The organism is Niveispirillum fermenti, from assembly GCF_048066175.1.
Lineage (GTDB): Bacteria > Pseudomonadota > Alphaproteobacteria > Azospirillales > Azospirillaceae > Niveispirillum > Niveispirillum fermenti.
Map to the genome: position 1 here is coordinate 165,661 of NZ_JBLTXA010000007.1, position 26,274 is coordinate 191,934.

Consider the following 26,274-nt stretch of genomic DNA (forward strand, 5'->3'; position numbering starts at 1 on the left):
TGGCTTCAGCCCCCCCCTTGCCTCCTCACCCGAAAGCCGCCGGCCGGCCGCCTTGCGCTGTCACCCCAGGCGCAATTCGGCGATATAGGCCATCAGCGCATGGCTGGCGTTCAGCATATGGGCGCGCATGCACCGCGCGCTCTCCTCCCCGTCCCCGCGCGCCATGGCGTGCAGGATCTCGCCATGTTCGGCGTGGGACTGCACCAGCCGGTCGCCCCGCCGCAACTGGGTGCGGCGGAAGGCAGCCAGCCGGGAACGCACCGCGGCCGTCTGGGACGCCATGAACTGGTTGCGGGTGGCGGCGTAGATCGTTTCGTGGAAATTGCGGTTGAAGGCATCATAGGCGGCGACATCGCCATCACGCATCAGGATTGTGGAGGCATGGTGCATGTCGTACAGCTTGCTGCGCTCCGCCGGGGTCATCCGATAGGTGGCCAGACGGACGCACATGGCCTCCAGTTCCGCCATCGTCTCGAACATGTCCATGATCTGTTCCGACGTCACGGCGGTGACGAAGACGCCGCGCCGGGGGCGTATCTCAACCATGCCCGTCACGGAAAGCTGGCGCAGCGCCTCGCGTACGGGGGTGCGGGACGTTCCGAAACGGTCGGCCAGTTGCTGTTCGTCCAGCGCCGTGCCCGGCCGCAGCCGGCCCGTCGCGATCTCGTCCGACAAGGTCTGGCGGATCATGTCCGACAGCAGGGCGCGCTCCTCCATCGGGGCGTCGGCGGCAAGGTCGGGATCGGCTTCGATGGCTGTCATGATGGGTGTCTGTCCCTGGACGCATGGTTGGCCAGAATAGCGGGTTCGGGACACGACCGAACAGAAAAACGCCATGGGGGCACACAGGTCGCCTCAGGTCGATTGCCGTTCCACCCAGGCGGCGGCCCCCCGCAGGGAGCGGAAATCGGCCAGCGCGCGCACCGGCATGCCGGGAAGATGGGATTGCGCCATGCGCGACAGCGCGTCCCCCGGTCCCAGTTCCAGCAACAGGGTGCAGCCGCGTTCCCGCAGCCCGTCCAGACAGGCCGCCCATTCCACCGTCCGCACCAGTTGCGACGCCAGGCTGGCCCGCGCCCGATCGGGGTGGAAAACCGGCGCCCCGTCGATGCCCGCCAGCACCGGACAAAGCGGCGCGGTGAAAGGGGCAGCCGCCAGCGCGGCGTGGAAAGGTGCTACGGCCGGCGCCATCATGCTGGTATGGGAAGCGATATCGACCGCGATGGCTGTCACCGCGGCGCCCGCCGCCTCCAGCCGGTCGCGCAGCAGGGCGACATGGCCGGCCGTACCGCCGATGACATAGCGGTCGGGTCCGTTGGCGATGGCGATCTCCCCCCCGAACGAAAGCAGGGTGGGCCGGTCCAATCCGCGCACGGCCAGCATCGCCCCGGCTTCCCCCGTCCGTGCCATTGCGGCATCCATCGCGCCAGCCCGTGCCGACGCCAAGGCCAGCAGCGGGTCCAGCGCCAGGGCCCCGGCCACGTGATATGCCGTCAGTTCACCGATGCTGTAACCGGCCACGGCCAGCGGCGGGGGCAGCAGCGGCGCCAGAGCGGCCCAGGCCGCAGCCTGAACAAGGCAGAGCAGCGGCTGGGCCACCCGATTGCGGGTCAGGCGCGCCGGGTCGCCGGCCACCAGCCGGCGCGGATCGTCCCAGCCGGCCGCCGCCGCCCGGTCGAATATCCGCTGGGTGGCGGGCTCCCCGGCCAGCACATCCAACATGCCGGCATGCTGCCCCCCCTGCCCGGAACAAAGGATACCCAGACCCATGCCATCACCTACCGCGCCATAATGCCATCGGGCCGGTCCCCTTGCGACCAGAGGAACCACACGGCGGCCAGCATGTCGGCACTGCCGCCCGGCGACAGCCAGCGTGCCACGCATCGCCGGTGCAAGGCCAGCGCCTGATCGCGCCAGTCCTCCCGAAGCACGCCTCCCCGGTCCAGGAAGCGGCCCGCCTCCCCCTGCACGAAGGACAGGCCCGCCGGCCCGCCCCGATGCAGCAGGTTGGTGTCCTCCAGATAGGTCATGGCGGTGAACAGCGCCTGGACCCCGGCAGCATCCGCCGATCCGGTCGCCGCCAGCCCGTCCGTCAGCGCCGGCAGGACCTGTCGATAAAGGATGGGAAAGCCGGCAGCCGCCTGCCCGCGCGCGCCGCGCGCGCCATGGCGGGCGGCAACCCTGCTGCCATGGGACGGGGGCGCGCCCTCCCCCGCCGCCAGGATGGCGCGGCCCCAGCGCTCGCGGACGATATCCCCCAACGATCGACGCAACCCCCGGGCCCGGCGCAGGCCGGACGCCGCCGCCAGCAGGCCGATGCAGAAGATGGCGCCGCGATGGGTGTTGACGCCGCCGGTCGCGGCCAGCATGTCGCGTTCCGCGTCGCGGCCCAGCGCCGCCAGATCCCCGAATGGCGCATCATCCCCCCCGGCCGCGGCGATGGCACGGAAATAGGGGCGCAACGCCGACAGGCTGCGCAGGAATGTGGCCATATCCATGTCGGCATGACTGCCATTGTCCAGCGGACTGACCAGTCCGGGCTTGGGCGCCAGCACCAGCTCCGCATGCAACGCCCTGACGGCGGCACGGCCGATCTGCCCGGCGCCGCCATCGCCGGCGGGCAGGCAGGGCGTGCGGAAGGGACGGCTCACGCCACCCTCCCCGGCATTTGCGCCGTCAGGGTCGAAACATCGGCTAGAAAAAGGGTGTCGGGCGCCTTCACCAGCACGCGGCCGCCGCCCAGCCATTCCCGCCAGGAAACGGCCAGCCCGCCTTGCAGCACGATCTCCCCGTCCAGCCGCGGATGAAGGTGACCGGCCAACGGCCGCAACAGGGCCGGCAGCCGCGCCAGGGCCCGCGCATCGGCCGGGGCGAACAGCAGGTCGATATCGGACCGGTCCGGGCGGACATAGTCCAGACCGGTCAGGGCCTGCCAGGCCAGGGAGCCATAGACCCGCACCGGCAACCCGGCCCCGGCAGCGGCCGCCGACAGGGTTGCCACCAGGGGCCGCCAGGATGGTGGCACCGGCACCTCGGTCAGCAGGGGGGGCGGCCTGCGGCCGGTGACGACATCACGGCGCACGTGCAGCCCGATCCGTCGCTTGTCCGGCAGGGCAAGACCCAGCCGCAGCGTGCCGGGGGCGTCATCAGGCGGGCGGCGGGCCACCACCAGCGGCCGGCCGGCGGCCACCCATCCGGCGACAAGCGTCTGTTCCGGCCCCGCCAGGGCCGACAGAAGCCCGTCCGGCCAGTCCGCCGCCAGCCGCACGAAATCATGCCGGACGGGAAGCGGGTCAGACGGGGTCATGGCGCACCCGATCCGCCACCCCGGCCGCCAGCAGCCGGCCTTCCCGCAACAGCCCGTCGGCACGGCGGCGATCGGGTCCCGCCGGTTCCGCCAGGGCATCCGCCAGGCATCTGGCAAGGTCACCCTGCCAGAAGGAACGGATGGCGCCCATGCGCCGATAATTCTCCACCCCAGGGGCGAAGACGGGATTGGATGCCGACAGGACCTCCAGCCTCTCCAGCGGGATCTTGGTGACCCGGGACATCGCGGGCAGGTTCATCACCCGCACCTGCGCGCCCGGCAGCGCATAGCATGCCTCGGCCAGGAGGGAGGAGGCCAGGAAGCCGCCGCTGACCGCTTCGGACCAGACCAGACCGATGGTTCGGTGCCCCTTGCGGCGGGCCAGATCCAGGCACTTTGCCAGGTGTGCCATATAGCCGTTGATGCCCAGCAGTTCATCCCGCCGGCTGGGCCGCTGGCCCTTGGTATCGACCAGCAGCAGGATCGGCCGGCCGGGATGGTCGCGCACCACGTCCAGCACCATCCCCGCCATGCGCAGCGCCAGTTCCACACCGATATAGACCCCGCCCCGCGTGCCCAGAACGGCGACGTCCTGTCCGCCGTTGCGGCCGACACCGGCGAAGAAATCGCCATCGAAGATGATATCGTCCCCGTCGGGAAACAGGGATCGGATCAATTGTCCGGGTTCCATCGTCACGCCCTCCGATCCTTCGTGACCGCCAGGAAGGCGGGGATTTCCAGCAGCGGAAGCCCGGCCGGGTTCTCGATACGAAGGGCCGCCCAGATGTCGGTGGCGTCGCGGCACGCCCCGAACCGTTCAAGCCGGCGGCCCAGCCTCTCCTGCTCCGCCTGCATCGCCGCCAGCGACAGGTCGGGCACCGCGGCATCGCGGATCAGGGCGATGGCGGCATCGCGGAAGGCGGCGATGACGTCGGGCACGATCGCCGCCGCCTCTCCCAGCAGATAACGGTGCTTGCCGCCGACCGTGCGCCAGACCAGCGCGCGGTCGCGGCTGTCGAACTCCTCCACCCCCATGGTGGTTTCGATCACTTCCGGGCCGGAAAGGCCCAGCCGCCCCTCCTCGCTCATCACGATGGCATCACACAGGCGGCTGGCGATGCCCATGCCGCCGAAACAGCCGAACTGGCCGCCATCCAGCACGAACACCGGAATGCCCGCGGCACGCACGGCCAGGATGGCGCGCATGATCTCCGACATGGCGATCAGGCCGGCATTCGCCTCATGCAGCCGCACCCCGCCGCTTTCCACCAGCAGCAGCACGGTGGCCGGCCTTTCGTCCAGCGCGCGTTCCAGCAAGCCGGTCAGCTTGGCGCCATGCACCTCGCCCACGGCACCGCCCATGAAGCCGCCCTCCTGTGCCGCGGCCAGCACCGGCCGGCCGTCCAGCAGGCCCTTGCCCACGATGACGCCGTCATCGAAGGCGGCCGGCGTGTCCAGCGCATGCAGATGCGGGCTGGATACGCGGGACGAGGGTGGCAGGATTTCACGGAAGCTTCCGGCATCTAGGACACCCCGCAACCGCTCCCGCGCGCTGGCCTCGTAATAACTGCTCATGGCGTTTCCCCCGCCTTGAAGGCGTCCATCGCCTGGTCCAGCCGCAGGCTGACCACCGCCGGCGTGGCACCGACATCATTGATCGAGATGTGCAGATCGGCCGGTTTATGGCGGGCGAAGAAATCATCCATCACCGCCTGCCAGATGGGGCGGAAGCCGACGGCGGCCGTGACCACCTCGATCCGGGCACCACCGGACAGGTCTGCGGCTTCAACCAGGATTTCCAGATTGCCGGAGCCGACAACGCCGACGAGGGCCGGCGGGCGGTTGCCGGCAGGGACGGGCCCGCCGTCGCGATAGTCGAAAACCAGGGTTTCCATGATACGGCTCCCCCTTACCAGTTGCGGAAACGCTTGGGCGGGTCGTAGAGCCCACCGGACGCGCGGACCAGATCCTTGACGGTGCGCGCCGCCAGCAGGTCGCGCGTCGCCTCGCGCTTGTCGATGCCAATATCCTCCGGCCGGCGGATGATGCCGCGGTCGCGCAAATTCTCCACCGCGCGGCGGTCCCGCGCCAGCCCCACGGGGGTATAGCCAGCCACGCCGCGGATCGCCTGCTCCCGCTCCTCCTCCCCCCGGCAGAGCAGCAGGTTCGCGATGCCTTCCTCCGTCACGATATGGCTGACATCCTCGCCATAGATCATCACCGGCGGCAGGTCCATGCCGGCGGTTTCGGCCAGTTCCCAGGCGTCCAGCGTATCCACGAAGGCCGGCTGCATATGTTCGCGGAAGGTCTCCACCATCTGCACGACCAGCTTCTGGCCGCGCGGCATCCGGCCGGAACCCGCGCGCGCCTGGCGCCCGGCCTTCAGCCAGGCCGGGCTGGCATGGCGACGGCCGCGCGCGTCGGCCCCCATGTTGGGGGCACCGCCGAAGCCCGCGATGCGGCCCAGCGTGGCCGTCGAACTGTTGCCGGCCAGATCGATCTGCAAGGTGGAGCCGATGAACAGGTCGCAGGCATAATGGCCCGCCGCCTGGCACAGTGCGCGGTTGGACCGCATCGACCCGTCGGGGCCTGTGAAGAACACATCCGGCCGGGCACGGATATATTCCTCCATCCCCAGTTCCGACCCGAAACTGTGGACCGACCGGACAAAGCCCGCCTCGATGGCCGGGATCAGGGCCGGATGGGGGTTCAAGGCCCAGTGCCGGCAAATCTTCCCTTTCAGGCCCAGACGCTCTGCATAGGTCGGCAGCAGCAGCTCGATGGCGGCGGTGTCGAAACCGATGCCGTGGTTCAGGCTGTTCACCTCATATTCCGCATAGATGCCTTTGATGACCATCATGGCCATCAGCACCTGGATTTCCGATATCTGGGCGGGATCACGGGTGAAAAGCGGCTCGATATAATGCGGGGTCGGGCTTTGGATGACGAAATCGACCCAATCGCCCGGAATGTCGACACGGGCCACCTTGTCCACCCGTTCGTTCACCTGGGCGATGACAATGCCGCGCTTGAAGGCGGTCGCCTCAACGATGACGGGCGTGTCCTCCGTATTGGGGCCGGTATAGAGGTTGCCGTCACCATCAGCCGCCTGCGCAGCCACCAGGCAGACGCGCGGCGTCAGGTCCGTGAAATAGCGGCCGAACAGTTCCAGATAGGTGTGGATGGCACCGATCGATAAACGCCCGCCGGCCAGCAATGCCGCCAGCCGCCCGGCCTGCGGACCGGAGAAGGAAAAGTCGAGCCTGGACGCAACACCACGTTCGAACACGTCCAGATGCTGCGGCAGGGCCAGCACCGACTGAACCATATGCAGATCGTGGACCCTGGCTGGGTCAAGGCCGGCCAGCACCCGGGCCAGGAAATCCGCCTGTTTCTGGTTGTTGCCCTCCAGGCAGACGCGATCACCCGGCTCCAGCACCGCCTCCAGCAGCGCCGCGGCATCGGCGGCTTCCACGCCCTTGCCGCGGACCAGCGGTGCTGCCCGCGCCAGGCGGGCATCGCGGTTGCGGCTGGCGGTATCCCATATGTGCATCTCATCCTCTTCCGGTCGGCCGATCGGCTTGGCGGGGCCCTTGCGCGGCGGGCGACAGACCAACCAGCCGGCTTTCAGCGGTGCATCATCCTTGCTGCCGACATGGAAGCACCATTCAGCCTGTTTTGTCGACAAAAAGTCTAATTTTAAGATCCATAAAATTCATAGATACAAGATTGGAGCCATATTGTTTTTATGGCGCGACCGTTCGCGGCTGGTATCCGGGTATGGGTTTCCGCATCGGCGCGGAACCCTGTTGATAAATGTTATAACGTTACATATGTTGTGCGGCGCATCATAAAGCCAACAAAGAACGGCAGCCCTCATGTCCCAGCACCTTCCGAACCCCGCCCGTTTCAACAGGGCGTCCATGACTTGTGCCCTGCTGGTCACCACCTGTCTGGCGCCGGCCGCCTGGGCACAGGATGGTGACGCGCCGATCAACCCCATCGTGGTGGAGGCGACCAAGCAGAGCTATGCTGCACGGTTGGTCACCATCGGCGGGAAGGAACCGGTGTCGGTGCTGGAAGTGCCCAATTCCATCAGCGTCATCACGCAGCAGCGCATCCAGGACCAGAATCTGGTGACGATGGTCGACGCCCTTGCGCAAGTGCCGGGGGTGCATGTCACCACCTGGGACGGGCTGATCGGACAGATCCGCTCACGCGGGTATCTTCTTGACGTCTCCTATGACGGCATTCCCGCCTACAATAGTGGGCAGGCCCAGGATTTCGACCTGATCGTCTATGAACAGATCGAAGTGCTGCGGGGCCCGGCCGGCATTTTCAAAGGGTCCGGACAGCCCGGCGGCACGGCCAATTTCGTGCGCAAGCGCGGGCTGGACAAGGCGGCAGCCAGTTTCGGCGCCTCGATCGGCACCTGGAACAATTACCGGGCGGAAATGGATATCGGCGGGCCCCTGACGGCCGATGGCCGGCTGCGGGCGCGCGTCACCGGCTCCTACCTCAACCGCGAATTCTTTACCGACCGCTCGCACGAGGAAAAAGTCGTCGCCTATGGCGTGCTGGATTACGACGTGACGGAGCGCACCACGGCCTCTGCCATGATCACCTATCAGGATGATCGGGGCGAGGCCATGAGCATGGGCCTGGCCAATTACCTCCTGGCCGGCCATCCGCTGCACAACCAGTTCATCGACGTTCCCCGGTCCACCAACCAATATCCGGACTGGAACCTGAACGTTTATGAAACCATCGAATATTCAGGCGATGTGCGGCACGTCTTCGCCAATGACTGGGTTGTCCGGTCCAAGCTGACCTATCGGGAACAGAACAAGATATTCACCGACGGGTACCCCACACCCGGCATCGGCCTGAACCCGGTGACCAACCGCTTTTCCAGCTATAACCGCCGCACCAATGACGGCACGACCGAGCGCACGGGCCTGGACCTCTATGCGTCGGGTCCGCTGAATCTGTTCGGGCGCAAACACACGCTGACCATGGGCTATAGCTGGGAACTCTATGATGTGGCCAGCGCCGGCGTGAACAATGTGCCCTATACCGGCACCCCGGCCGGCAGCGGCATCCCGCTGGAGGATGCGGCCAATGTGCCCCGCCCGGATTTCGTCTTCAATAACGGCAACCAGACGCGGGTCGACCAGAGCGGCTTTTATGGTCAGGGCCGGTTCGAACTGATCGACGGGCTGATCGCCGTGGCCGGGGCCAGGATCAGCGATTTCACCTCCAAAAGCCGGAACATCGCACCGCATCCCAGCCCCACGGATTTCACGCGCGGCGCCCATGCCTCCGGCGAGGTCACGCCCTATGGCGGGCTGGTCTATTATCTGCGCCCCAACATCACGCTCTATGGCAGCTATTCGGATATCTTCATTCCGCAGACAGCCATGAAATGGAACGCCAGCGGCGGTTCCCCGCTGAACCCGCGCGTCGGCAAGCAAGTCGAGGGCGGCGTCAAGGGGGCGTTCTTTAGTGAAGGGCTGCTGGCCTCGCTTGCCATCTATAATACACGCGACGTCAACCGGTCCTTCGCCGATCCCGACCATCCCGGCTTTTTCCTGGAACTGGGCGAGGTTGAGGTGGAAGGGCTGGATGCGGAGATCACCGGCCGCCCCTATCCGGGCGTGGACCTGTCCATCGGCTATTCCCTGATCCGCACCCGGCATGTGGAGAACTCCAACGCCGCGCTGGTCGGCCAAGCCTTCGACACCTGGGAGCCCAAGCACAGCCTGAAGCTGTTCGCCAAATATACGCCAGCGGCACCGGGCTGGAACCGCGGCTGGGCCGCGATCGGCGTACAGGCGCAAAGCACGCTGCTGGGCGGCGGGGTCAAGGATGTGCGCGAGCAGGAACCCTATGCCGTGGTCAGCCTTCACGGCGGATATGCCGTGACGGTGAACACCTCGCTGTCCCTGTCGGTCAACAACCTGTTCGACAAGGTCTACTACGCCCGCGTCGGCGGGCCCAACACCTACAACACCTTCGGCGACCCCCGGAACGTCACCCTGTCGATGCGGACACGGTTCTGAAGCCGCCCTCCCCCTGGACACCGCAGACCAGGGGGAATCCCGCCTTGGCATCACGGTACAAATCATATATGTTTCGTATATGAACCATAAGCGAGACATTCCATGGGCATCGTGAATATCGATGATGAACTGCACGACCAGCTACGCCGGGCCAGCAAGGTTTCGTGCCGGTCGATCAATGCGCAGGCGGCCTTCTGGATCAAGGTGGGCATGCTGTGCGAGACCAATCCCACGCTTGGCTTCAATGAGATCATGGCGCGGGAACTGGGTGCGGCGGGCGTTTCGGCGCCGTTGCTGGCGGTGGGCGAGGCATGACGAAGCAGCCCTGGGAACTGGCGTTGCTGGGGCAGTCGGGCCGGCTGCTCGCCTCTGTCTTCGCGCTGCTGGACCGGACGCCGCTGGCTGGTCGTTCGACCATGGAAATCAACGATATGGTCGAGCATTTCATCGTCCGCGACCTTCAGGCCCGGCCCGCCAGCAAGGGACAGTACGGCTATGGCTTCGTGCTGAACGCCTCGATCAATGATGTGGTGTGCCACGGCGTGCCGTCGCCGTCCGATGTGCTGCGGGACGGGGACATCGTCAATTTCGACATCACGCTGGAAAAGGACGGGTATATCGCGGATTCCAGCAAGACATATCTTGTCGGTGACGTGCCGCCCGCCACCCGCCGGCTGGTCCAGACCAGCTACGAGGCCCTGTGGATGGGGATCAGGGCGGTCAGGCCCGGGGCGCGGCTGGGGGATGTCGGCTGGGCCATCGAGCGGCATGCCAAACGGAACGGCTATTCCGTGGTAAGGGAATATTGCGGCCACGGCATCGGCCGGGAGATGCACGAAGAACCACAGGTCCTGCATTTCGGGAAACCAGGCACCGGCCTGGCACTGCGCGAAGGCATGGTCTTCACCATCGAGCCGATGATCAACCAGGGCCGGCGGCATGTGAGGACCGAGGATGACGGCTGGACGGTGGTCACACGGGACGGGTCGCTGTCCGCCCAGTTCGAGCATACCGTGGCGGTGACGGCATCCGGCGTGTCTGTGCTGACCCTACGCCCGGACGAGGCACCCCGGTAAGGCACACCCGGGGCGGGCGTGCCGGCCGGCTGCAGGGACATACGATTGATTACATTGATCTTGTTGCCGTGGGCGGCGCAATCGTTCAGGCTTGTGGCGTGCATATCCCGCAACCAGCACAGCCAGCCCGATGCATCACAGACAGATTCTGGATATTGCCCTGCGTGAACTGCCGGCCCACCGTGCCGCCTACCTTTCGCGCGTCGCCGATGCGCTGGGCCGCGACCCGGCGCTGGATGAACGGGGACATCTGGCCTATCCGGTGCTGGCGGCAGCGGCGACCGGGATAGAACCCGTACTGGAACCGGCCGACTGCGCGCGCCATATCGTCGGCTTCCTGCTGTCCCATGCGGAGGGCATTGCCCATACACTTTATTCGCCGGCCTATCTTCAGCAAGGGTCCGCCGCCATGACCCCCTGGGCCGACCGGCTGCGGGCCAACCTGTCCATCGCCATCATGGACGAGCTTGCCAGCGGCCGTCTGGTGCTGGACGAGCCCAAGGTCTGGCGTTTCGGCAGTGACGGGCGCGGCGACGCCCATTTCCCCTATGCCGAGGAGATCGAGGAAGGCTGACCCGGCGCGCAGGAACGGGGGAAGAAAAGAAGCCGGCATGGCCGCCGGGGCGCGGCAGCCATGCCGGAGTTCCCGCATTTCGCCCTGAACCGAAAAGTGGGCCCGGCCGCGGTGAACCGGAACGTCGGCGGGAACAGGGTCCGGCAATGGACAGTGCCCGCGGCGTCAACGATATCCGGCACAGGGCCGGTGGGGAGGATCACGAGAAATAGAAGCAATCGCCGGGCCACCCCCCATATCTATGGTTTCCGTCCGGAAATCGGCGGAAAAGCTGAAATACCTTCCCGCATGTCCGGCGAGCCGGCCCGGCGAACCATTGCATCATGCAAATTTCTTCTGCAATACGCATCGGCCTGTTGCAGAAGGCAATGACGCGGCCCATACTGGCGCCATGCCTGACCAACCGCCCCATATCCTGATCCTGGAACCGGCCCCGTCGCTGTCGCTGGCCTATGTCAACGCGCTGAAGCGCGACGGATACCGGATTTCCGTCGTGGACAGCGCGCGGGGCGCCCGCAGCGCCATCGCCGACCAGGCCATCGACCTGCTGCTGACCAACCTTCAAATTCCCGACATGCCGGGAACCGACCTGCTGCGTGCATTGGGGCAGGACGGACGCCTGCCGCGCACCATCGTGCTGACGGCGCTAGGGTCGGTGCAGGTGGCCGTCGATGCGATGCGGGCCGGGGCCGCCGACGTGCTGTTGCTGCCCGTGGGCACGGAACGGCTGCGCGGTGCCGTTTCCACGGTGCTGTCGGCGCCGGGTCCCGCCCATGCTCCCGCCCCCGCGGCCGCCCCACGCCGTACCGGAAAGCCCGTTGCCGCATCGCCGGAAGCGGCGGACCCGGACCAGTTCTATGGCTTCATCGGCGCGTCCCCGCCCATGAAGGCCGCCTACCGCCTGATCGAAGCCGCGGCCCCTTCCAAGGCCACGGTGTTCATCACCGGGGAAAGCGGCACGGGAAAGGAGGTCTGTGCGGAAGCCATCCACCGCCGCAGCCCCCGCGGCGACCGGCCCTTCATCGCCATCAACTGCGCGGCGATTCCGAAGGATCTGATGGAATCGGAAATCTTCGGCCATGTCCGGGGCGCCTTCACGGGGGCAAGCACCGACCATGCCGGTGCGGCGCTGCAGGCCGATGGCGGCACCCTGTTCCTGGACGAGATCGGGGAGATGGACCTTTCCCTGCAGGCCAAGCTGCTGCGGTTCCTGCAGACAGGCATGGTCAAGAAGGTGGGCAGCGAAAAGCTGGAGCCGGTGGATGTGCGCATCGTCTGCGCCACCAACCGCGACCCCTATGCCGAGGTGCAGGCGGGCCGTTTCCGGGAGGATTTGTTCTACCGCCTGCAGGTCATCTCCATCGAACTGCCGCCCCTGCGGGAGCGGGGGGACGACATCCTGTTGATCGCGCGGCATTTCCTGACCAAGTTCGGGCGGGAGGAGCGTAAGGAGTTCAAGGGATTCAGCCGGGATGCGGAGGAGATTCTGCGCACCTACAACTGGCCCGGCAATGTGCGGCAATTGTTGAATGTCGTGCGCAACGTGGTGGTGCTGAACGATGGGGAGGAGATCAAGCCCTTCATGTTCCCCCCACCTCTGAACAAGCCGACCATGATCGTGCCGCCCATCCTGCAGGACCCGCGCTGGGCCGCGGTGGCGGGCCCGCTGGCCAGCCAGATGGGGCAGGCTTTTCCGCATCTGGCCGCCCCGCCCTCGGGCCCGTTCGGGGGGCTGGGCATTCCGGGCGTGCCCATCCCCGGACTGGGCGCCGCCCCCCCCTCCCCGACAGGGCCGCCGCCTGGCCGTGGCGAGGCCGGCTGGGCAGAGGATGAAGGCCGCATCCGCCCCCTCTGGATGGTGGAGGAGGAGGCGATCGAGCAGGCGATCCGGCTATGTCATGGCAACATCACGCGGGCTGCGGCTCTGCTGGAAATCAACCCCTGCACCATCTATCGTCGCCGACAGAAGAAGCGCGCCGGCTGACAGGCCCGAAAAAAGAAAGACACGCCATGATCACAGAGATCCGGCATATCATCTTCTCCAACGACGAACTGAAGCTGGTGTTCCAGACGGTGCCGCTGGAAGGCTTCGATCCCACGCGGCGCATCACCCGCGTCCAGGTCGTCGAGGGGCCGCCACCTTCCATCCGGATCCAGAGCGACGTGACGGGCCAGCCCGGCGCACGGGGAGAGCTGGAGGTGGAAAGCTACCAGCTTGCCCGCCTGATCGTCGCCTATTGCCGCGACAAGAAAATCCCGCTGCCCAAGGACGCGCTGAAGACCATTCACGCGCAGGGCGATGCACTTTGTTTTTCGATCATGAGCACGCTGGGGTGATGGGGACCGGCGAAGCGGCAGGGGCAGAACCCCCCGCAAGGGGGTTTGGTTTCGGGTCGCACTGGGCTATAATCCCCCATCAGACGGGAACCAACGATGGCCGGTGCCACGATGATTGACAGTTCAGCCGCATACGCCTCGGCGACAAACATGCTGCAGGCCCGCGGCCAGTTCCAGACCGAACAGGTGAAGCAGAGTTCCGATCAGGCCCAGCAGGCCGTCACCGCCCTGTTGGAGGGCGAGACCCAGGGTACCAGGGCGGCCCCCAGCGGGGGACGCGGGCAGATCGTTGATATCACGGCCTGATATTCGACCGGCCGTACCCGCCCCGCGTTCTGCCGCGTGAACGGCCGGAAAGATGACCGATCCCCTGCCCCCGCTGACCAGAATCCCGCCGCATGTCACGTGCCTGGCCGACTACGAGCCACTGGCGCATGAACGCATGACAGCAGCGGCCTGGGCCTATTTCGCGGGCGGGGCCGGCGATGAATGGACCCTGCGGGAGAATGTGGCCGCCTTCGCCCGCCTCCCCCTGCGATCGCGCGTGCTGCGTGACCTGTGCGGCGGCGGCACCCAAACCACGCTGTTCGGCACGGTGTTGCCCGCCCCCATCCTGCTGGCGCCCGTGGCCTTCCAGCGGATGCTGAACCCGGATGGCGAACTGGCCACGGTACTGGCGGCCGGCGCGCTGGACACCGCCGTGGTGGTCAGCACACAGGCCAGCACCCGGCTGGAGGACATCGCCGCGCAGGCGCAGGCGCCGCTCTGGTTCCAGCTCTATATCCAGCCCGACCGCGAATTCACGGCCGGCCTGATCCATCAGGCGGAAGCGGCGGGATACCGCGCACTGGTGGTGACGGTCGATGCGCCCGTCAACGGCCTGCGCAACCGTGAACAGCGCGCGGGCTTTGTGCTGCCACCCGGCATCGGCCCGGTGAACCTGCGGGGCCTGCGGCCGCCGCCACCCGGCCCGCCGGACGCCCTTCTGTTCGGCACGCCCCTGCTGGAACAGGCCCCGACCTGGGCCGATCTGGCCTGGCTGCGCGGGCTGACACGGCTGCCCATCCTGCTGAAAGGGATCACGGACCCCGATGACGCGCGACGCGCCGTGGATGCCGGGATGGACGGGGTGATCGTTTCCAATCATGGCGGCCGTGCGCTGGATGGCATGCCGGCCAGCATCGACCTGCTGCCCGCCGTGGCGGCCGCGGCCGGCCACGCCGTCCCGGTCCTGATGGATGGCGGCATCCGCCGGGGCGCCGATGTGCTGCGCGCCCTGGCGCTTGGCGCGCGGGCCGTGCTGATCGGGCGGCCCTATATCTTCGCCCTGGCCGCGGCGGGCGCCCCCGGTGTCGCCCATGTCATCCGCATCCTGCGGGCCGAGCTTGAACTGGCCATGGCGCTGACGGGGTGCCGCGACATTGCGGGGATCGACCGGTCCGTCCTGGCCGGAAAGGCATAGAGAACCTTGCGGGCAGGTCTTTAAAGCCCGCTGTCTTCAGCCTTCCGCCCGATAGGGGGCGAACCGTGCCACCGCTTCGTCCACGGCGAGGTGACGGCCGATGGCCGGGAAGGCGCGCTGGGCGCAATCCGTCCGCTCGCAGACCTTGCATCCGGCGCCGATGGGGGTGGCCGCATCCGGGTCGGACAAGTCCATGCCCTTCGTATAGACCAGTCGCCCCGCGTGGCGGATATCGCAGCCCAGACCGATGGCGAACTGCTTTGCCGGTTCACCATAGCCGCCCGCGCCGTGGCTGACCGTGCGTGCCACCCACAGATATTGCCGCCCATCCGGCATCAGTGCCCGCTGGGTCAGGATGCGGCCCGGCTGGGCGAACGCCTCATACACGTTCCACAGCGGACAGGAGCCGCCGACGCGCGAGAAATGAAAATCCGTGGCCGATTGGCGTTTGGAGATGTTGCCCGCCCGGTCCACCCGGACGAAGAAAAAGGGCACACCCCGGGCATCGGGCTTTTGCAGGGTGGAAAGCCGGTGGCAGACGGTCTCGAATCCCACACCGAACTGCCGTTCCAGCCGCTCGATATCGTAACGCAGGCTCTCCGCGGCGGCCAGGAACGGCTGATAGGGAAGGATGACGGCACCGGCGAAATAGTTTGCAAGCCCGATGCGGGCCAGCCGCCGCGCCTCCTCACCCGAGAAGTCGGCCTGGGCGGTCAGCCGGTCCAATTCTTCCCCCTGTTCCAGGAACGCCACCTGCGTGGCCATGTGGAAGGCCCGCTGTCCCGCCGTGAGGTCGGCGGAAAGATGAAGCGTCCGGCTGGCCCGGTCATAGCGGCGGGAAGTCCGGCCGCCCTCCGTGCCACTCTCCGCAACCACGACCCGGACATCATGCCGCCGGGAAAGATGCGCCATCAGACCGGGCGCCATGTTGCCGATGATCAGGTTGGACCCACGGTGCAGTGTCGACGCCGCCAGGTCCAGCGGTTCGACATGGTTATGACGGGCATAGAAGAAATCCCGCACCTCCTCGAACGGCATCAGCGGTTTCGGCGTCGCCTGCCATTCCTCCCCCAGCCGGGCGGACACCTGTTCCAGGCGTCCCGATGCCTCCCGGTAACGACGATGCAGGGACAGCAGCGCCCGGCCGACGGAAGGCATGCTGGATGCCAGTTCCTTCAGTTCGGCCAGCGCCACGCCGTCAGCCACCCCAGCCTCGGTCAGCGCCTCCCGCATGTCGGCGACCAGCCGGGCCTCCTCGTCCTCGGAGAAAAGCTGCACATCGACGCCGAAGACCGCGTTGATCTTCAGCAGGACGGGCACTGTCAATGGCCGCAGGTTCTGCTCCAACTGGTTCAGGTAGCTGGGCGAAAGCGCCAAGGCACGGGCCAGCGCAGCCTGACTGAGCCCCTTTTCCTCCCGCAACCGGCGCAGCCGGACCCCGACAAACTGCTTGCGCATGATCTTACCATTCACAACGTTCACATGTTTGCAGGGAACCCTGCACAAACATTCACTAATTCAGCCATTCTACGGCCGATTATTTGCAAATATTGAGAATGCCGTCGTGAATGGCAAGTGGATTGGAGGGATGGCATGCCGGTAATCGGGACGATGACGGAAAAGCAGCCGGCACAAGCCGGTACCCTGCTGATGGAAACCGTCCTGGCCGGCGGCACGGACGGGCGGGATGACCTGCTGTCCGGTGGCGACGCCCTTCGGCTGATGGGCTGGGCCGCCCAGGTCGCCGCCGGGCGCCACACCAACGGTCGCGTGATGATGATGGCGGCGGATGAAGTCCGCTTCCATCGGCCGGTGCCCATCGGCCACCGGCTGGAACTGATGGCCCGCCTTGTCCATATGCGCGGCACCATGATGACCATCCTGGTGGATGGCATGATGCAGCCACCGGCGGGCGGACCACGCGCGCTGGTGCTGAGCGGCTATTTCCAGATGCTGGCCATCGATGATGCCGAGCGGCCGCGGCACGATCATTCGGCAATGTAATCATACAGAACGTGACCGGGTCACGCCATTTGCATACCGGTCACGGCGTCTCGATGGCTCAATGCCAGGTCGACAAAGGCGCGCAGATAGTCGATCCCGGCATCCGCCTCCCGATAGCCGAGGAAAATCTGCTTGGCGACACCATCCGGGCCAAGACGCACGGGATGAACCCCGAACCTGGGGCCCAACTCGGCCACCATCCAACGCGGCAACGCCGCCACGCCGCGCCCATGCGCGACCATCAGCAGCATGATGTCGGTCGTTTCGATCTCCTTGTGCTGGCGGGGACGGACACCGGACGGCGTCAGGAACCGGGTATAGATGTCCAGCCGATCGGTTGGCACCGGATAGGTGATCAGCACCTCGTCGGCCACCTGCTGCGCCTCCACATGGTCCGCATGCCGCAACCGGTGTTCCGGCCCCACCACCAGCACCTGCTCGTAATCGAAGACCGGTTCGAACCGCAAACCCGGCTTGAACAGCGGGTCCGGGGTCACAAGCAGGTCGATATCGTAGCCGAACAGCGCGCCGATGCCGCCGAACTGGACCTTTTGCCGGACATCCACATCCACCCGCGGCCAGGCATCCAGATAGGGCGCAACGATCTTCAGAAGCCACTGGTAGCAGGGATGGCATTCCATGCCGATCCGCATGTTTCCCCGTTCCCCCTTGGCGAACTGGCGCAGCCGTTCCTCCGCATGGGTCAGTTGGGGCAGCAGACGGTTGGCCACGGCCAGCAGCCACTCCCCGGCCTGTGTGGGCCGCAGGCTGCGCCCCTCCCGGTGCCACACGGCCACCCCGATCTGTTCCTCCAGCTTGCGGATCGAATGGCTCAGGGCCGACTGCGTCAGGTTCAGCCGGCCGGCCGCCGCCGTCAGCGACCCGTGCCGGTCCACCTCGCGGATGATGGACAGATGGATGCGTTCCAGGATCGCCATGCCGACCTCATGTATGAGCCAGCCTCATTGATAAATGAAATCATACCATTTTTCTTCATGGAACATGCCTCTTAAGGTCCCAGTCGTTTCCTCAACGCCCGTTCACGACCCCCGTTCACGACCCCAAGGCAAGGACCATGGCAACGACAACCCACAATCTCGGCTTTCCCCGCATCGGTGCCCGCCGCGAACTGAAATTTGCGCTGGAAGCCTATTGGAAGGGGCTCTGTCCCCGCGAGGACCTGCTGCGGACGGGCAGCGAACTGCGCGCCCGCCATTGGGGAGAGCAGCAGGCCCTGGATCTTGTGCCGGTCGGCGACTTCGCCTTCTATGACCAGGTGCTGGACATGAGCTTCACGCTGGGTAACCTGCCGGCACGTGTGCGGGATTTCCACGGCCATCCGCTGGACAATTACTTCCGCGTGGCGCGGGGCCGCTCGCAGGCCACCGGCGGGGAGGGCGGCTGCTGCGGCGGTGTCACGGCCGGCGAGATGACGAAATGGTTCGACACCAACTATCATTACATCGTTCCGGAATTCGATACCGATACCCGCTTCGAGCCCGACCCCTCCCGCCTGCTGGAACAGCTTGCCGAGGCGCAGGCGCAAGGTGTGCGGGCCAAGCCGGTGATCATCGGCCCCGTGACCTATCTGGCCATCGGCAAGGCCAAGGACGGGTGCGACCGGCTGGACCTGCTGCCCCGTCTGTTGCCGGCTTATGCCGAACTGCTGGCGACCCTCGCCGCCCGGGGCGTGGAATGGGTGCAGGTGGATGAGCCGATCCTGGTCACCGAACTGGCGCCGGAATGGCGCGATGCCTTCACACGGACCTATGAGACGCTGAAGGACAGCGGGGTAAAGCTGCTGCTGGCCACTTATTTCGGCCCGTTGCGGGAGAATCTGGACCTTGTCACGGCCCTGCCCGTCCATGGCATCCACCTGGATGCCATCAATGCCAGGGACGAGGTGGATGCGCTGATCCGCACGGCACCGGCCGGTTGTGTGATCTCGCTGGGCGTCGTCAATGGCCGCAACATCTGGAAGACCGACCTGGAGGCCGTGCTGGACTGGCTGGAGCCGGTTGCGGCGCGGCTGGGCGAGCGGCTGTGGATCGCCCCTTCCTGTTCCCTGCTGCACGTGCCGGTGGATCTGGAGGGAGAGCGCAAGCTGGACCCCGAAATCAGGTCGTGGCTGGCCTTCGCCATCCAGAAACTGGCGGAAATCAACGTGCTGGCCCAGGCCCTGGCGCAGGGGCGCGCCGCCGTGGCCGACGAACTGGCCGCCAACCGCGCCGCCATCGACGCCCGCCGCAACAGCCGCCGCGTCAACAACCCGGCCGTACAGGCGGCCCTGGCCCATATCGATGCCGGATCGGGCCATCGCCGCAGCCCGTTTGCGGCGCGCGCAGCCTTGCAGGCGGCGCGCCTGGACCTGCCCCGCTTTCCCACCACCACCATCGGTTCCTTCCCCCAGACGCGGGAAATCCGGCTGGCCCGCAGCCAGTTCAAGGCCGGCGGCATCGACGAGGCTGCCTACCTGCTTGCCATGCAGGCGGAAATCGGCCGTGCCGTGCGCGAGCAGGAAGCCCTGGGCCTGGATGTGCTGGTGCATGGCGAAGCCGAGCGCAACGACATGGTGGAATATTTCGGTGAACAGTTGGAAGGCTATGCCTTCAGCCAGGGCGGCTGGGTACAATCATATGGCTCGCGCTGTGTGAAGCCTCCGATCCTGTTCGGTGACATCAGCCGGCCGAAACCCATGACGGTGGACTGGATCACCTACGCCGCATCCCTGACGGACAAGCCCATGAAGGGCATGCTGACCGGTCCGGTGACCATCCTGAACTGGTCCTTCGTGCGCGATGACCAGCCGCGGTCCGCCTCCTGCCTGCAACTGGCGCTGGCCATCCGGGAGGAGGTTCTGGACCTGGAGAGGGCCGGTATCCGCATCATCCAGATCGATGAGGCGGCCCTGCGCGAAGGGCTGCCCCTGCGCCGGGCGCAATGGGCCGATTATCTGGGCTGGGCCGTGGAAAGCTTCCGGATCGCAGCCAATGGTGTGGCGGATGAAACCCAGATCCACACCCATATGTGCTATTCGGAGTTCAATGACATCATCGCGTCGATCGCCGACATGGATGCCGATGTGATCACCATCGAAACCTCCCGGTCGGACATGGAACTGCTGGATGCGTTCGATGATTTCGCCTATCCCAACCAGATCGGCCCCGGCGTCTATGACATCCATTCGCCCAACATCCCGACGCAAGGGCATATCGTGAAGCTGATGCGGAAGGCGGCGGAGCGTATTCCCGCCGACCGGCTATGGGTGAACCCCGATTGCGGCCTGAAGACACGCACCTGGGAGGAGGTCCTTCCCGCCCTGGCCAGCATGGTTGCCGCCGCCCGGACCCTGCGCGCCGGCGTCCCCTGATCCCAGGTCCCGGTGACCGGGTACGGTCACCGGAACGGGGTCATCAGCTATACCGCTTGTCCAGCGCGTCCCATGCGGGCTTGCCGACCAGACGCTGGCGTTCGGTGAAGGGGGTGACGAGGCCGCTGGTCTCCTTCACCTCCTTCTCGTCGCGCAGAACCGTCAATGCCTTCTGCATGCCCATCACCGCGCCCTGAAGGGCCGCATTGGCATAGAGCACGATGCCATAGCCCAGATCGGCCAGTTCCGTGGCATTGAAGATCGGGGTCTTGCCGCCGATCACCATGTTCATCAATTGCGGCCGGTCCAGCCGCCGGGGCAGGGCGCGTATCTCATCGGCCGTGGTCACCGCCTCCACGAAAAGGATATCGGCCCCGGCCTCCGCGAACCGCTGCGCGCGCTCCACCGCGGCCTCGAACCCATGGACGGCGGCGGCGTCAGTGCGGGCCATGATCAGCAGGTCGGGATCGCGCCTTGCATCGACGGCGGCCTTGATCTTGGACACCGCCTCCTCGGTGGAGATGACATCCTTGCCGTTGAAATGGCCACACCGCTTGGGCGCCACCTGATCTTCGAGCTGGATGCAGTCGGCACCCGCGCGTTCCAGCGTGCGGACCGTGTGATAGACGTTCAGCGCGTTGCCGAAACCCGTGTCGGCATCCACCAGCAGCGGCACCTCCACGGTATCGCGGATGCGGGCCGTGTGGTCGGCGATCTCCGCCAGACCCATGAAGCCCTGATCCGGCATGCCGAACCACATATTGGTGACGCCGGCACCGGTGACATAGATGGCCTCGAACCCCAGATCCTCCACCACCTTGGCGGAAAGCGCATTGAACGCGCCGGGCATGATCACGCCACGGCGGGCTTCGACCAGGGCTTTGAGCTGTTTGCGGGTAGACATGGGCTTTCCTTAAATCTTGAGAGAGGTTTTCGAGGAACCGAAAACCTCTCCGGCGGCGACTGCCGCCGCGCCGCACGTGCGGCGTGAAGCCAAGCCGCGGATGCGGCGCCGGCACTTGAGGAACACGAACTAAAAACTGTCGGCGGGCACGCGGACCCAGCCTTCCATCAGGATGCGGGCACTGCGGCTCATCACGGCCTTGGTGACCTGCCACCGGCCATCGACCAGGGCTGCCTGGGCCCCGACGCGCAGGGTTCCGGACGGGTGACCGAAGCGCACGGCATCGCGCGTGCCGCCCCCGGCCGCCAGATTGACCAGCGTGCCGGGAATGGATGCGGCCGTGGCAATGGCGACTGACGCCGTGCCCATCATGGCATGGTGAAGTTTGCCCATGGACAGGGCACGGACCAGCAGATCGATCTCCCCGGCCCTCACGGGGGTGCCGCTGGAGGCGGTGTAATCGGCGGGGGGGGCCACGAAGGCGATCTTGGGCGTGTGCTGGCGCCGGGCAGCCCCGTCCATATCCGCAATCAGGCCCATGCGCATCGCACCGATGGCGCGCAGCGTTTCCAGCCGGGCCAGGGCGGCGGGGTCCTCATTGATGGCGCCCTGCGGTTCCGTGCCGTGATAACCGATTTCAGCGGCATTCACGAAGATGGTTGGAATGCCGGCATTGATCAGCGTCGCCCGCAGCCTTCCTCCCGGCACGATACTGTCCGGCACCTCCAGCACATCCACCGGATTGCCGGTGGGGAACATCGCGCCGCTCCCCTCCCCCGCCTCCGCCGGGTCCAGGAATTCCAGCACGATTTCCGCCGCGGGAAAGGTCACGCCATCCAGGTCGAAATCCCCGGTTTCCTGCACCTGGCCGCCGGTGACGGGGACATGGGCGATGATGGTCTTGCCGATATTGGCCTGCCAGATGCGTACCGTGCAGGTGCCGTTTTCCGGCACAAGGGCCGGGTCGATCAGCCCGGCCTGGATGGCAAAGGCACCGGCCGCCGTGGACAGGTTGCCGCAATTGCCCGACCAGTCGACGAAATCGCTGTCGATGGCGACCTGACCATAGAGATAGTCAACATCATGGCCGGGTTTGCTGCTCCTGGACAGGATCACGCATTTGCTGGTGCTGGACGTGGCGCCCCCCATGCCGTCGATCTGCTTGCCATAGGGGTCGGGGCTGCCGATGACCCGCTGGAACAGCCGGTCCCGCGCCAGCCCCGGCACGCGACAAGTCTCGGGCAGGTCTTCCAGACGGAAGAAAACACCTTTGCTGGTGCCGCCGCGCATATAGGTGGCGGGAATGCGGATTTGCGGTGCGGGCGCCATCAGACCGCTTCCTTCTGCGGATTTTGCAAGGCCAGGAAATCCTGGGCGAAGCGCTGCAGCACGCCGCCCGCCTCATAGATCGACACTTCCTCCTCTGTGTCCAGGCGGCAGGTGACAGGCACCTGCACCCGCTCTCCGTTGCGGCGGCGGATGATCAGGGTCAGATCGGCACGGGGGTGACGATCCCCCGCCACGTCATAGGTTTCCGTGCCGTCCAGGGCCAGTGTCAGGCGCGTCGTGCCCGGTTTGAATTCCAGCGGCAGGACACCCATGCCGATCAGGTTGGTGCGATGGATGCGCTCGAACCCTTCCGCCACGATGGCTTCCACCCCCGCCAGCCGCACGCCCTTGGCGGCCCAGTCGCGACTGGACCCCTGGCCGTAATCGGCCCCGGCGATGATGATCAGGGGACGACGGCGGTCCAGATAGGCCTCAATCGCCTCCCACATCCGCATCACCTTGCCGTCGGGTTCCAGCCGGGTCAGCGATCCTTTCTGCACCACCCCGTCGACCACAGCCATCTCGTTGATCAGTTGCGGGTTGGCGAAGGTGGCACGCATGGCGGTCAGATGGTCACCGCGATGGGTGGCATAGGAATTGAAATCCTCCTCCGGCACGCCCATCCGCGTCAGGTACTCGCCTGCCGCCGAATTGGCCAGGATGGCGTTGGACGGCGACAGGTGGTCGGTCGTGATATTATCGGGAAGGATGGCCAGCGGCCGCATGTCCTTCAGCGTGCGGGGATTGGCCGCCAGCGCCCCCACCCCCTCGGTATCCCAATAAGGCGGGCGGCGGATATAGGTGGATTGCGGGCGCCAGTCATATAGCGGGCTGACCGGCCGCGCCCGGCCGCGCCCGGCACCGAACATCGGTTCATAGACCCGGCGGAACTGTTCCGGCTTCACGCTGGCCGCGACGATCTCATCGATCTCCGCGTCGGTGGGCCACAAATCCTTCAGGGTGACGGGATTGCCCTGCGGATCGGTACCCAGCACATCCCGTTCGATATCGAACCGCACGGTACCCGCGATGGCATAGGCCACGACCAGCGGCGGGGAAGCCAGGAAGGCCTGTTTGGCATAGGGATGGATGCGGCCGTCGAAATTGCGGTTGCCCGACAGCACAGCGGCCGCATAAAGGTCGCGCTCGATAATCTCCCGCTGGATGGCGGGGTCCAGGGCGCCGGACATGCCGTTGCAGGTGGTGCAGGCATAGGCGACGATGCCGAAGCCCAGCTTTTCCAGTTCCGCCAGCAGCCCCGCCTCTTCCAGATACAGCCGCGCCACCTTCGACCCCGGCGCGAAGGAACTTTTCACCCAGGGCTTGCGGACCAGCCCCAGCGCATTGGCCTTCTTCGCCAGCAGGCCGGCAGCCACGACGTTGCGCGGGTTGGAGGTGTTGGTGCAACTGGTGATGGCGGCGATGATCACGGCCCCGTCGGGCAGCAGCCCGGCGCTTTCCTGGTCACGCGCCTGGTCCAGGCCGACGGCGATCCCCCGCTCGGCCAGGGCACTGGTCGGAAGCTGCCTGTGCGGGTTGGAGGGCCCGGCCATGGTGCGCACCACACCGGACAGATCGAAAGACAGCACCCGCTCATACGCGGCCGTCTTCAGATCATCGGCCCACAGGCCCAGCGTCCTGGCATAGGTTTCGACCAAGGCCACCTGCGCCGGCTCGCGCCCCGTCAGGCGCAGGTAATCGATGGTCTGCCGGTCGATATGGAACATCGCGGCGGTGGCGCCATATTCGGGGCACATGTTGGAAATGGTGGCCCGGTCGCCGATGGACAGGATATCGGCCCCTTCCCCGAAGAATTCCAGCCAGGCGCCGACCACCCGTTCCGTGCGCAGGAACGCCGTCAGGGACAGCACGATATCCGTGGCGGTGATACCCGGCGACGGCCTGCCCGTCAGGCGCACCCCGACAATGTCGGGCAACCGCATCATGGATGCCCGGCCTAGCATCACCGTTTCCGCCTCCAGCCCGCCCACCCCAATCGCAATGACGCCGAGCGCATCGACATGCGGCGTATGGCTGTCTGTGCCGACGCAGGTGTCGGGGAAGGCAACACCGTCACGCACCTGGATGACGGGGGACATCTTCTCCAGATTGATCTGGTGCATGATCCCGTTGCCGGCCGGAATCACATCGACATTCTCAAAGGCGCGTCTGGTCCATTCGATGAAATGGAACCGGTCCTCGTTGCGGCGATCCTCCACGGCGCGGTTCTTCTCGAACGCCTGCGGGTCGAAACCCGCATATTCGACGGCCAGCGAATGATCGACGATCAACTGTGTCGGCACCACCGGGTTGACCCTGGCCGGGTCACCGCCCTGATCCGCGATGGCATCACGCAGCCCGGCCAGATCGACCAGGGCCGTCTGGCCCAATATGTCGTGGCAGACGACACGGGCCGGATACCAGGGGAAATCCAGGTCGCGCCGCCGTTCCACCAACTGGCGCAGCGCATCGGGCAGCAGGGCCGTGTCGCAGCGGCGCACCAACTGTTCGGCCAGCACGCGGGATACATAGGGCAGGCCGGCCCAGGCGCCGGGGCGGATGGCATCGACGGCGGCGGGCGCGTCGAAATAATCGTGCGGCGTGCCGGGCAGCCGCTTACGGTAGGCGTTGTTCATGGCGTAGCCTCACTGCCGCTGGTCGATGGCGACGAAGGCGCGGTCTTCCGGGCCGACATAATTGGCGCTGGGCCGGATGATCTTGTTGTCGATACGCTGTTCGATGATATGCGCGGCCCAGCCCGAGGTGCGGGCGATGACGAACAGGGGCGTGAACATCGCGGTCGGCACACCCATCATGTGGTAGGAGACGGCGCTGAACCAGTCCAGGTTCGGGAACATGCGCTTCACTTCCCACATCACGGCTTCCAGCCGGGCGGCGATATCGAACATCTTCGTCGATCCGGCCTCCTGCGACAATTGCAGGGCGGTGCGCTTGATCACCTCGTTTCGCGGGTCCGACACGGTGTAGACGGGATGGCCGAAGCCGATCACGACCTCCTTGCGTTCCACACGGGCGCGGATGTCGGCTTCCGCCTCGTCGGGGTTGTCGTAACGCTTCTGAATCTCGAACGCGACCTCGTTGGCGCCGCCATGCTTGGGTCCCCGCAGGGCACCGATGGCCCCCGTGATGGCGGAATACATGTCCGAGCCCGTGCCGGCGATGACGCGGCCGGTGAAAGTGGAGGCGTTGAATTCATGCTCGGCATAAAGGATCAGGGAGGTATGCATCGCCCGTTCCCACAAGGGCGATGGCTTCTTCCCGTGCAGCAGGTGCAGGAAATGCGCCCCGATGCTGTCATCGTCGGTATCGACCTCGATGCGCTTGCCATTGGTCGACCAGTGATACCAGTAAAGCAGCATCGACCCCAGCGACGCCATCAGCCGGTCGGCGATGTCGCGCGCACCGGGAATGTTGTGATCGTCCTTTTCCGGCAGGGCGCAGCCCAGCGCCGACACACCGGTGCGCATCACATCCATGGGATGGGCCGATGCGGGCAGGCATTCCAGGGCCTGCTTCACATGGGTCGGCAGGCCGCGCATGGCGCGCAGCCGGGCCTTGTAGGCGCGCAGTTCGGCACCGGTCGGCAGCTTGCCATGGACCAGCAGATGGGCCACCTCCTCGAACTCGCAGCGTTCGGCGATTTCCAGGATGTCATAGCCGCGGTAATGCAGATCGTTGCCGGACTTGCCGACCGTGCAAAGCGCGGTGTTGCCGGCGGTGACGCCGGACAGGGCCACGGATTTCTTGGGCTTGAAGGGAACGGATGCCGCGGCGTCGGGCGCTATGGCGTTCATGGGGCTGTTTCCTGTCCGTATGATGCATGGCAGC

24 protein-coding genes are annotated in these 26,274 nt (G+C 66.2%); 10 read left to right on the top strand and 14 right to left on the bottom strand.

Annotated features, from left to right (window positions below):
- Positions 1-60: 60 nt before the first annotated feature.
- From ACM9LZ_RS09690 to mdcA, 8 genes are all read right to left on the bottom strand, one after another.
- Positions 61-762: a GntR family transcriptional regulator gene (locus ACM9LZ_RS09690; protein WP_416619189.1), complete on the bottom strand. Its 702-nt coding sequence runs from the start codon at positions 760-762 to the stop codon at positions 61-63.
- A 93-nt stretch (positions 763-855) separates the two neighbouring features.
- A complete protein-coding gene (locus ACM9LZ_RS09695) occupies positions 856-1,770 on the bottom strand; it encodes an ACP S-malonyltransferase (protein WP_416619190.1) in 915 nt (304 codons plus the stop codon).
- Between the two features lie 8 nt (positions 1,771-1,778).
- Positions 1,779-2,651, bottom strand: a complete 873-nt coding sequence (gene mdcB / locus ACM9LZ_RS09700; RefSeq protein ID WP_416619191.1) for a triphosphoribosyl-dephospho-CoA synthase MdcB — start codon at positions 2,649-2,651, stop codon at positions 1,779-1,781.
- Positions 2,648-3,307, bottom strand: coding sequence for a malonate decarboxylase holo-[acyl-carrier-protein] synthase (mdcG, locus tag ACM9LZ_RS09705; RefSeq protein ID WP_416619192.1), 660 nt, complete (start codon positions 3,305-3,307; stop codon positions 2,648-2,650). The genes mdcB and mdcG overlap by 4 nt, the downstream gene beginning before the upstream one ends.
- A complete protein-coding gene (locus tag ACM9LZ_RS09710; protein WP_416619275.1) occupies positions 3,294-3,998 on the bottom strand; it encodes a biotin-independent malonate decarboxylase subunit gamma in 705 nt (234 codons plus the stop codon). The genes mdcG and ACM9LZ_RS09710 overlap by 14 nt, the downstream gene beginning before the upstream one ends.
- A 2-nt stretch (positions 3,999-4,000) precedes the next feature.
- Positions 4,001-4,882, bottom strand: coding sequence for a biotin-independent malonate decarboxylase subunit beta (locus tag ACM9LZ_RS09715; RefSeq protein WP_416619193.1), 882 nt, complete (start codon positions 4,880-4,882; stop codon positions 4,001-4,003).
- Positions 4,879-5,202, bottom strand: a complete 324-nt coding sequence (gene mdcC / locus ACM9LZ_RS09720; RefSeq protein ID WP_416619194.1) for a malonate decarboxylase acyl carrier protein — start codon at positions 5,200-5,202, stop codon at positions 4,879-4,881. The genes ACM9LZ_RS09715 and mdcC overlap by 4 nt, the downstream gene beginning before the upstream one ends.
- 14 nt (positions 5,203-5,216) lie before the next feature.
- Positions 5,217-6,860: a malonate decarboxylase subunit alpha gene (mdcA, locus tag ACM9LZ_RS09725; protein WP_416619195.1), complete on the bottom strand. Its 1,644-nt coding sequence runs from the start codon at positions 6,858-6,860 to the stop codon at positions 5,217-5,219.
- Between the two features lie 325 nt (positions 6,861-7,185).
- Here mdcA and ACM9LZ_RS09730 point away from each other — a divergent pair, with 325 nt between their 5' ends.
- The 8 genes from ACM9LZ_RS09730 to ACM9LZ_RS09765 all read left to right on the top strand — a co-directional run bounded on the left by ACM9LZ_RS09730 (position 7,186) and on the right by ACM9LZ_RS09765 (position 14,818).
- Complete coding sequence (locus tag ACM9LZ_RS09730; protein ID WP_416619196.1) at positions 7,186-9,369, top strand: TonB-dependent siderophore receptor; 2,184 nt, start codon at positions 7,186-7,188, stop codon at positions 9,367-9,369.
- 102 nt (positions 9,370-9,471) lie between these two features.
- Entirely contained in the window at positions 9,472-9,684 is a 213-nt protein-coding gene (locus ACM9LZ_RS09735; RefSeq protein WP_416619197.1) for a ParD-like family protein, read from the top strand.
- Positions 9,681-10,445 carry a type I methionyl aminopeptidase gene (gene map, locus ACM9LZ_RS09740; protein WP_416619198.1) on the top strand — a complete coding sequence of 255 codons (765 nt, stop codon included), beginning with the start codon at positions 9,681-9,683 and terminating at the stop codon, positions 10,443-10,445. Before ACM9LZ_RS09735 ends, map begins: the two co-directional genes overlap by 4 nt.
- Positions 10,446-10,575: 130 nt before the next feature.
- A complete protein-coding gene (locus ACM9LZ_RS09745; RefSeq protein ID WP_416619199.1) occupies positions 10,576-11,019 on the top strand; it encodes a hypothetical protein in 444 nt (147 codons plus the stop codon).
- A gap of 391 nt (positions 11,020-11,410) precedes the next feature.
- On the top strand, positions 11,411-13,003 hold the full coding sequence (locus tag ACM9LZ_RS09750) for a sigma-54-dependent transcriptional regulator (RefSeq protein WP_416619200.1): 1,593 nt from the start codon (positions 11,411-11,413) through the stop codon (positions 13,001-13,003).
- A 26-nt stretch (positions 13,004-13,029) separates the two neighbouring features.
- Entirely contained in the window at positions 13,030-13,356 is a 327-nt protein-coding gene (locus tag ACM9LZ_RS09755; protein ID WP_416619201.1) for a hypothetical protein, read from the top strand.
- Between the two features lie 150 nt (positions 13,357-13,506).
- Positions 13,507-13,662 carry a hypothetical protein gene (locus tag ACM9LZ_RS09760; protein ID WP_416619202.1) on the top strand — a complete coding sequence of 52 codons (156 nt, stop codon included), beginning with the start codon at positions 13,507-13,509 and terminating at the stop codon, positions 13,660-13,662.
- A gap of 52 nt (positions 13,663-13,714) precedes the next feature.
- The gene (locus tag ACM9LZ_RS09765) at positions 13,715-14,818 is read left to right on the top strand and encodes an alpha-hydroxy acid oxidase (RefSeq protein WP_416619203.1); all 1,104 of its coding nucleotides are present in this window, start codon (positions 13,715-13,717) and stop codon (positions 14,816-14,818) included.
- 36 nt (positions 14,819-14,854) lie between these two features.
- On the opposite strand, the gene ACM9LZ_RS09770 is transcribed toward ACM9LZ_RS09765, so the two are convergent.
- On the bottom strand, positions 14,855-16,276 hold the full coding sequence (locus tag ACM9LZ_RS09770; protein WP_416619204.1) for a short-chain fatty acyl-CoA regulator family protein: 1,422 nt from the start codon (positions 16,274-16,276) through the stop codon (positions 14,855-14,857).
- Positions 16,277-16,411: 135 nt separating this feature from the next.
- On the opposite strand from ACM9LZ_RS09770, the gene ACM9LZ_RS09775 reads away from it, so the two are divergent.
- Positions 16,412-16,822 carry an acyl-CoA thioesterase gene (locus ACM9LZ_RS09775; RefSeq protein ID WP_416619205.1) on the top strand — a complete coding sequence of 137 codons (411 nt, stop codon included), beginning with the start codon at positions 16,412-16,414 and terminating at the stop codon, positions 16,820-16,822.
- 20 nt (positions 16,823-16,842) lie between these two features.
- Here the strand turns inward: ACM9LZ_RS09775 and ACM9LZ_RS09780 are convergent, their stop codons facing one another.
- A complete protein-coding gene (locus ACM9LZ_RS09780; protein ID WP_416619206.1) occupies positions 16,843-17,760 on the bottom strand; it encodes a LysR family transcriptional regulator in 918 nt (305 codons plus the stop codon).
- A gap of 137 nt (positions 17,761-17,897) precedes the next feature.
- On the opposite strand from ACM9LZ_RS09780, the gene metE reads away from it, so the two are divergent.
- The gene (gene metE / locus ACM9LZ_RS09785) at positions 17,898-20,192 is read left to right on the top strand and encodes a 5-methyltetrahydropteroyltriglutamate--homocysteine S-methyltransferase (protein ID WP_416619207.1); all 2,295 of its coding nucleotides are present in this window, start codon (positions 17,898-17,900) and stop codon (positions 20,190-20,192) included.
- A gap of 43 nt (positions 20,193-20,235) precedes the next feature.
- Here the strand turns inward: metE and ACM9LZ_RS09790 are convergent, their stop codons facing one another.
- The 4 genes from ACM9LZ_RS09790 to prpC form a co-directional block, all read right to left on the bottom strand.
- Positions 20,236-21,096: an isocitrate lyase/PEP mutase family protein gene (locus ACM9LZ_RS09790; RefSeq protein WP_416619208.1), complete on the bottom strand. Its 861-nt coding sequence runs from the start codon at positions 21,094-21,096 to the stop codon at positions 20,236-20,238.
- A gap of 129 nt (positions 21,097-21,225) precedes the next feature.
- The gene (gene prpF, locus ACM9LZ_RS09795; RefSeq protein WP_416619209.1) at positions 21,226-22,425 is read right to left on the bottom strand and encodes a 2-methylaconitate cis-trans isomerase PrpF; all 1,200 of its coding nucleotides are present in this window, start codon (positions 22,423-22,425) and stop codon (positions 21,226-21,228) included.
- Positions 22,425-25,061 carry a Fe/S-dependent 2-methylisocitrate dehydratase AcnD gene (acnD, locus tag ACM9LZ_RS09800; protein WP_416619210.1) on the bottom strand — a complete coding sequence of 879 codons (2,637 nt, stop codon included), beginning with the start codon at positions 25,059-25,061 and terminating at the stop codon, positions 22,425-22,427. Before acnD ends, prpF begins: the two co-directional genes overlap by 1 nt.
- Before the next feature lie 9 nt (positions 25,062-25,070).
- Positions 25,071-26,240 carry a bifunctional 2-methylcitrate synthase/citrate synthase gene (gene prpC / locus ACM9LZ_RS09805; protein ID WP_416619211.1) on the bottom strand — a complete coding sequence of 390 codons (1,170 nt, stop codon included), beginning with the start codon at positions 26,238-26,240 and terminating at the stop codon, positions 25,071-25,073.
- Positions 26,241-26,274: the final 34 nt, after the last annotated feature.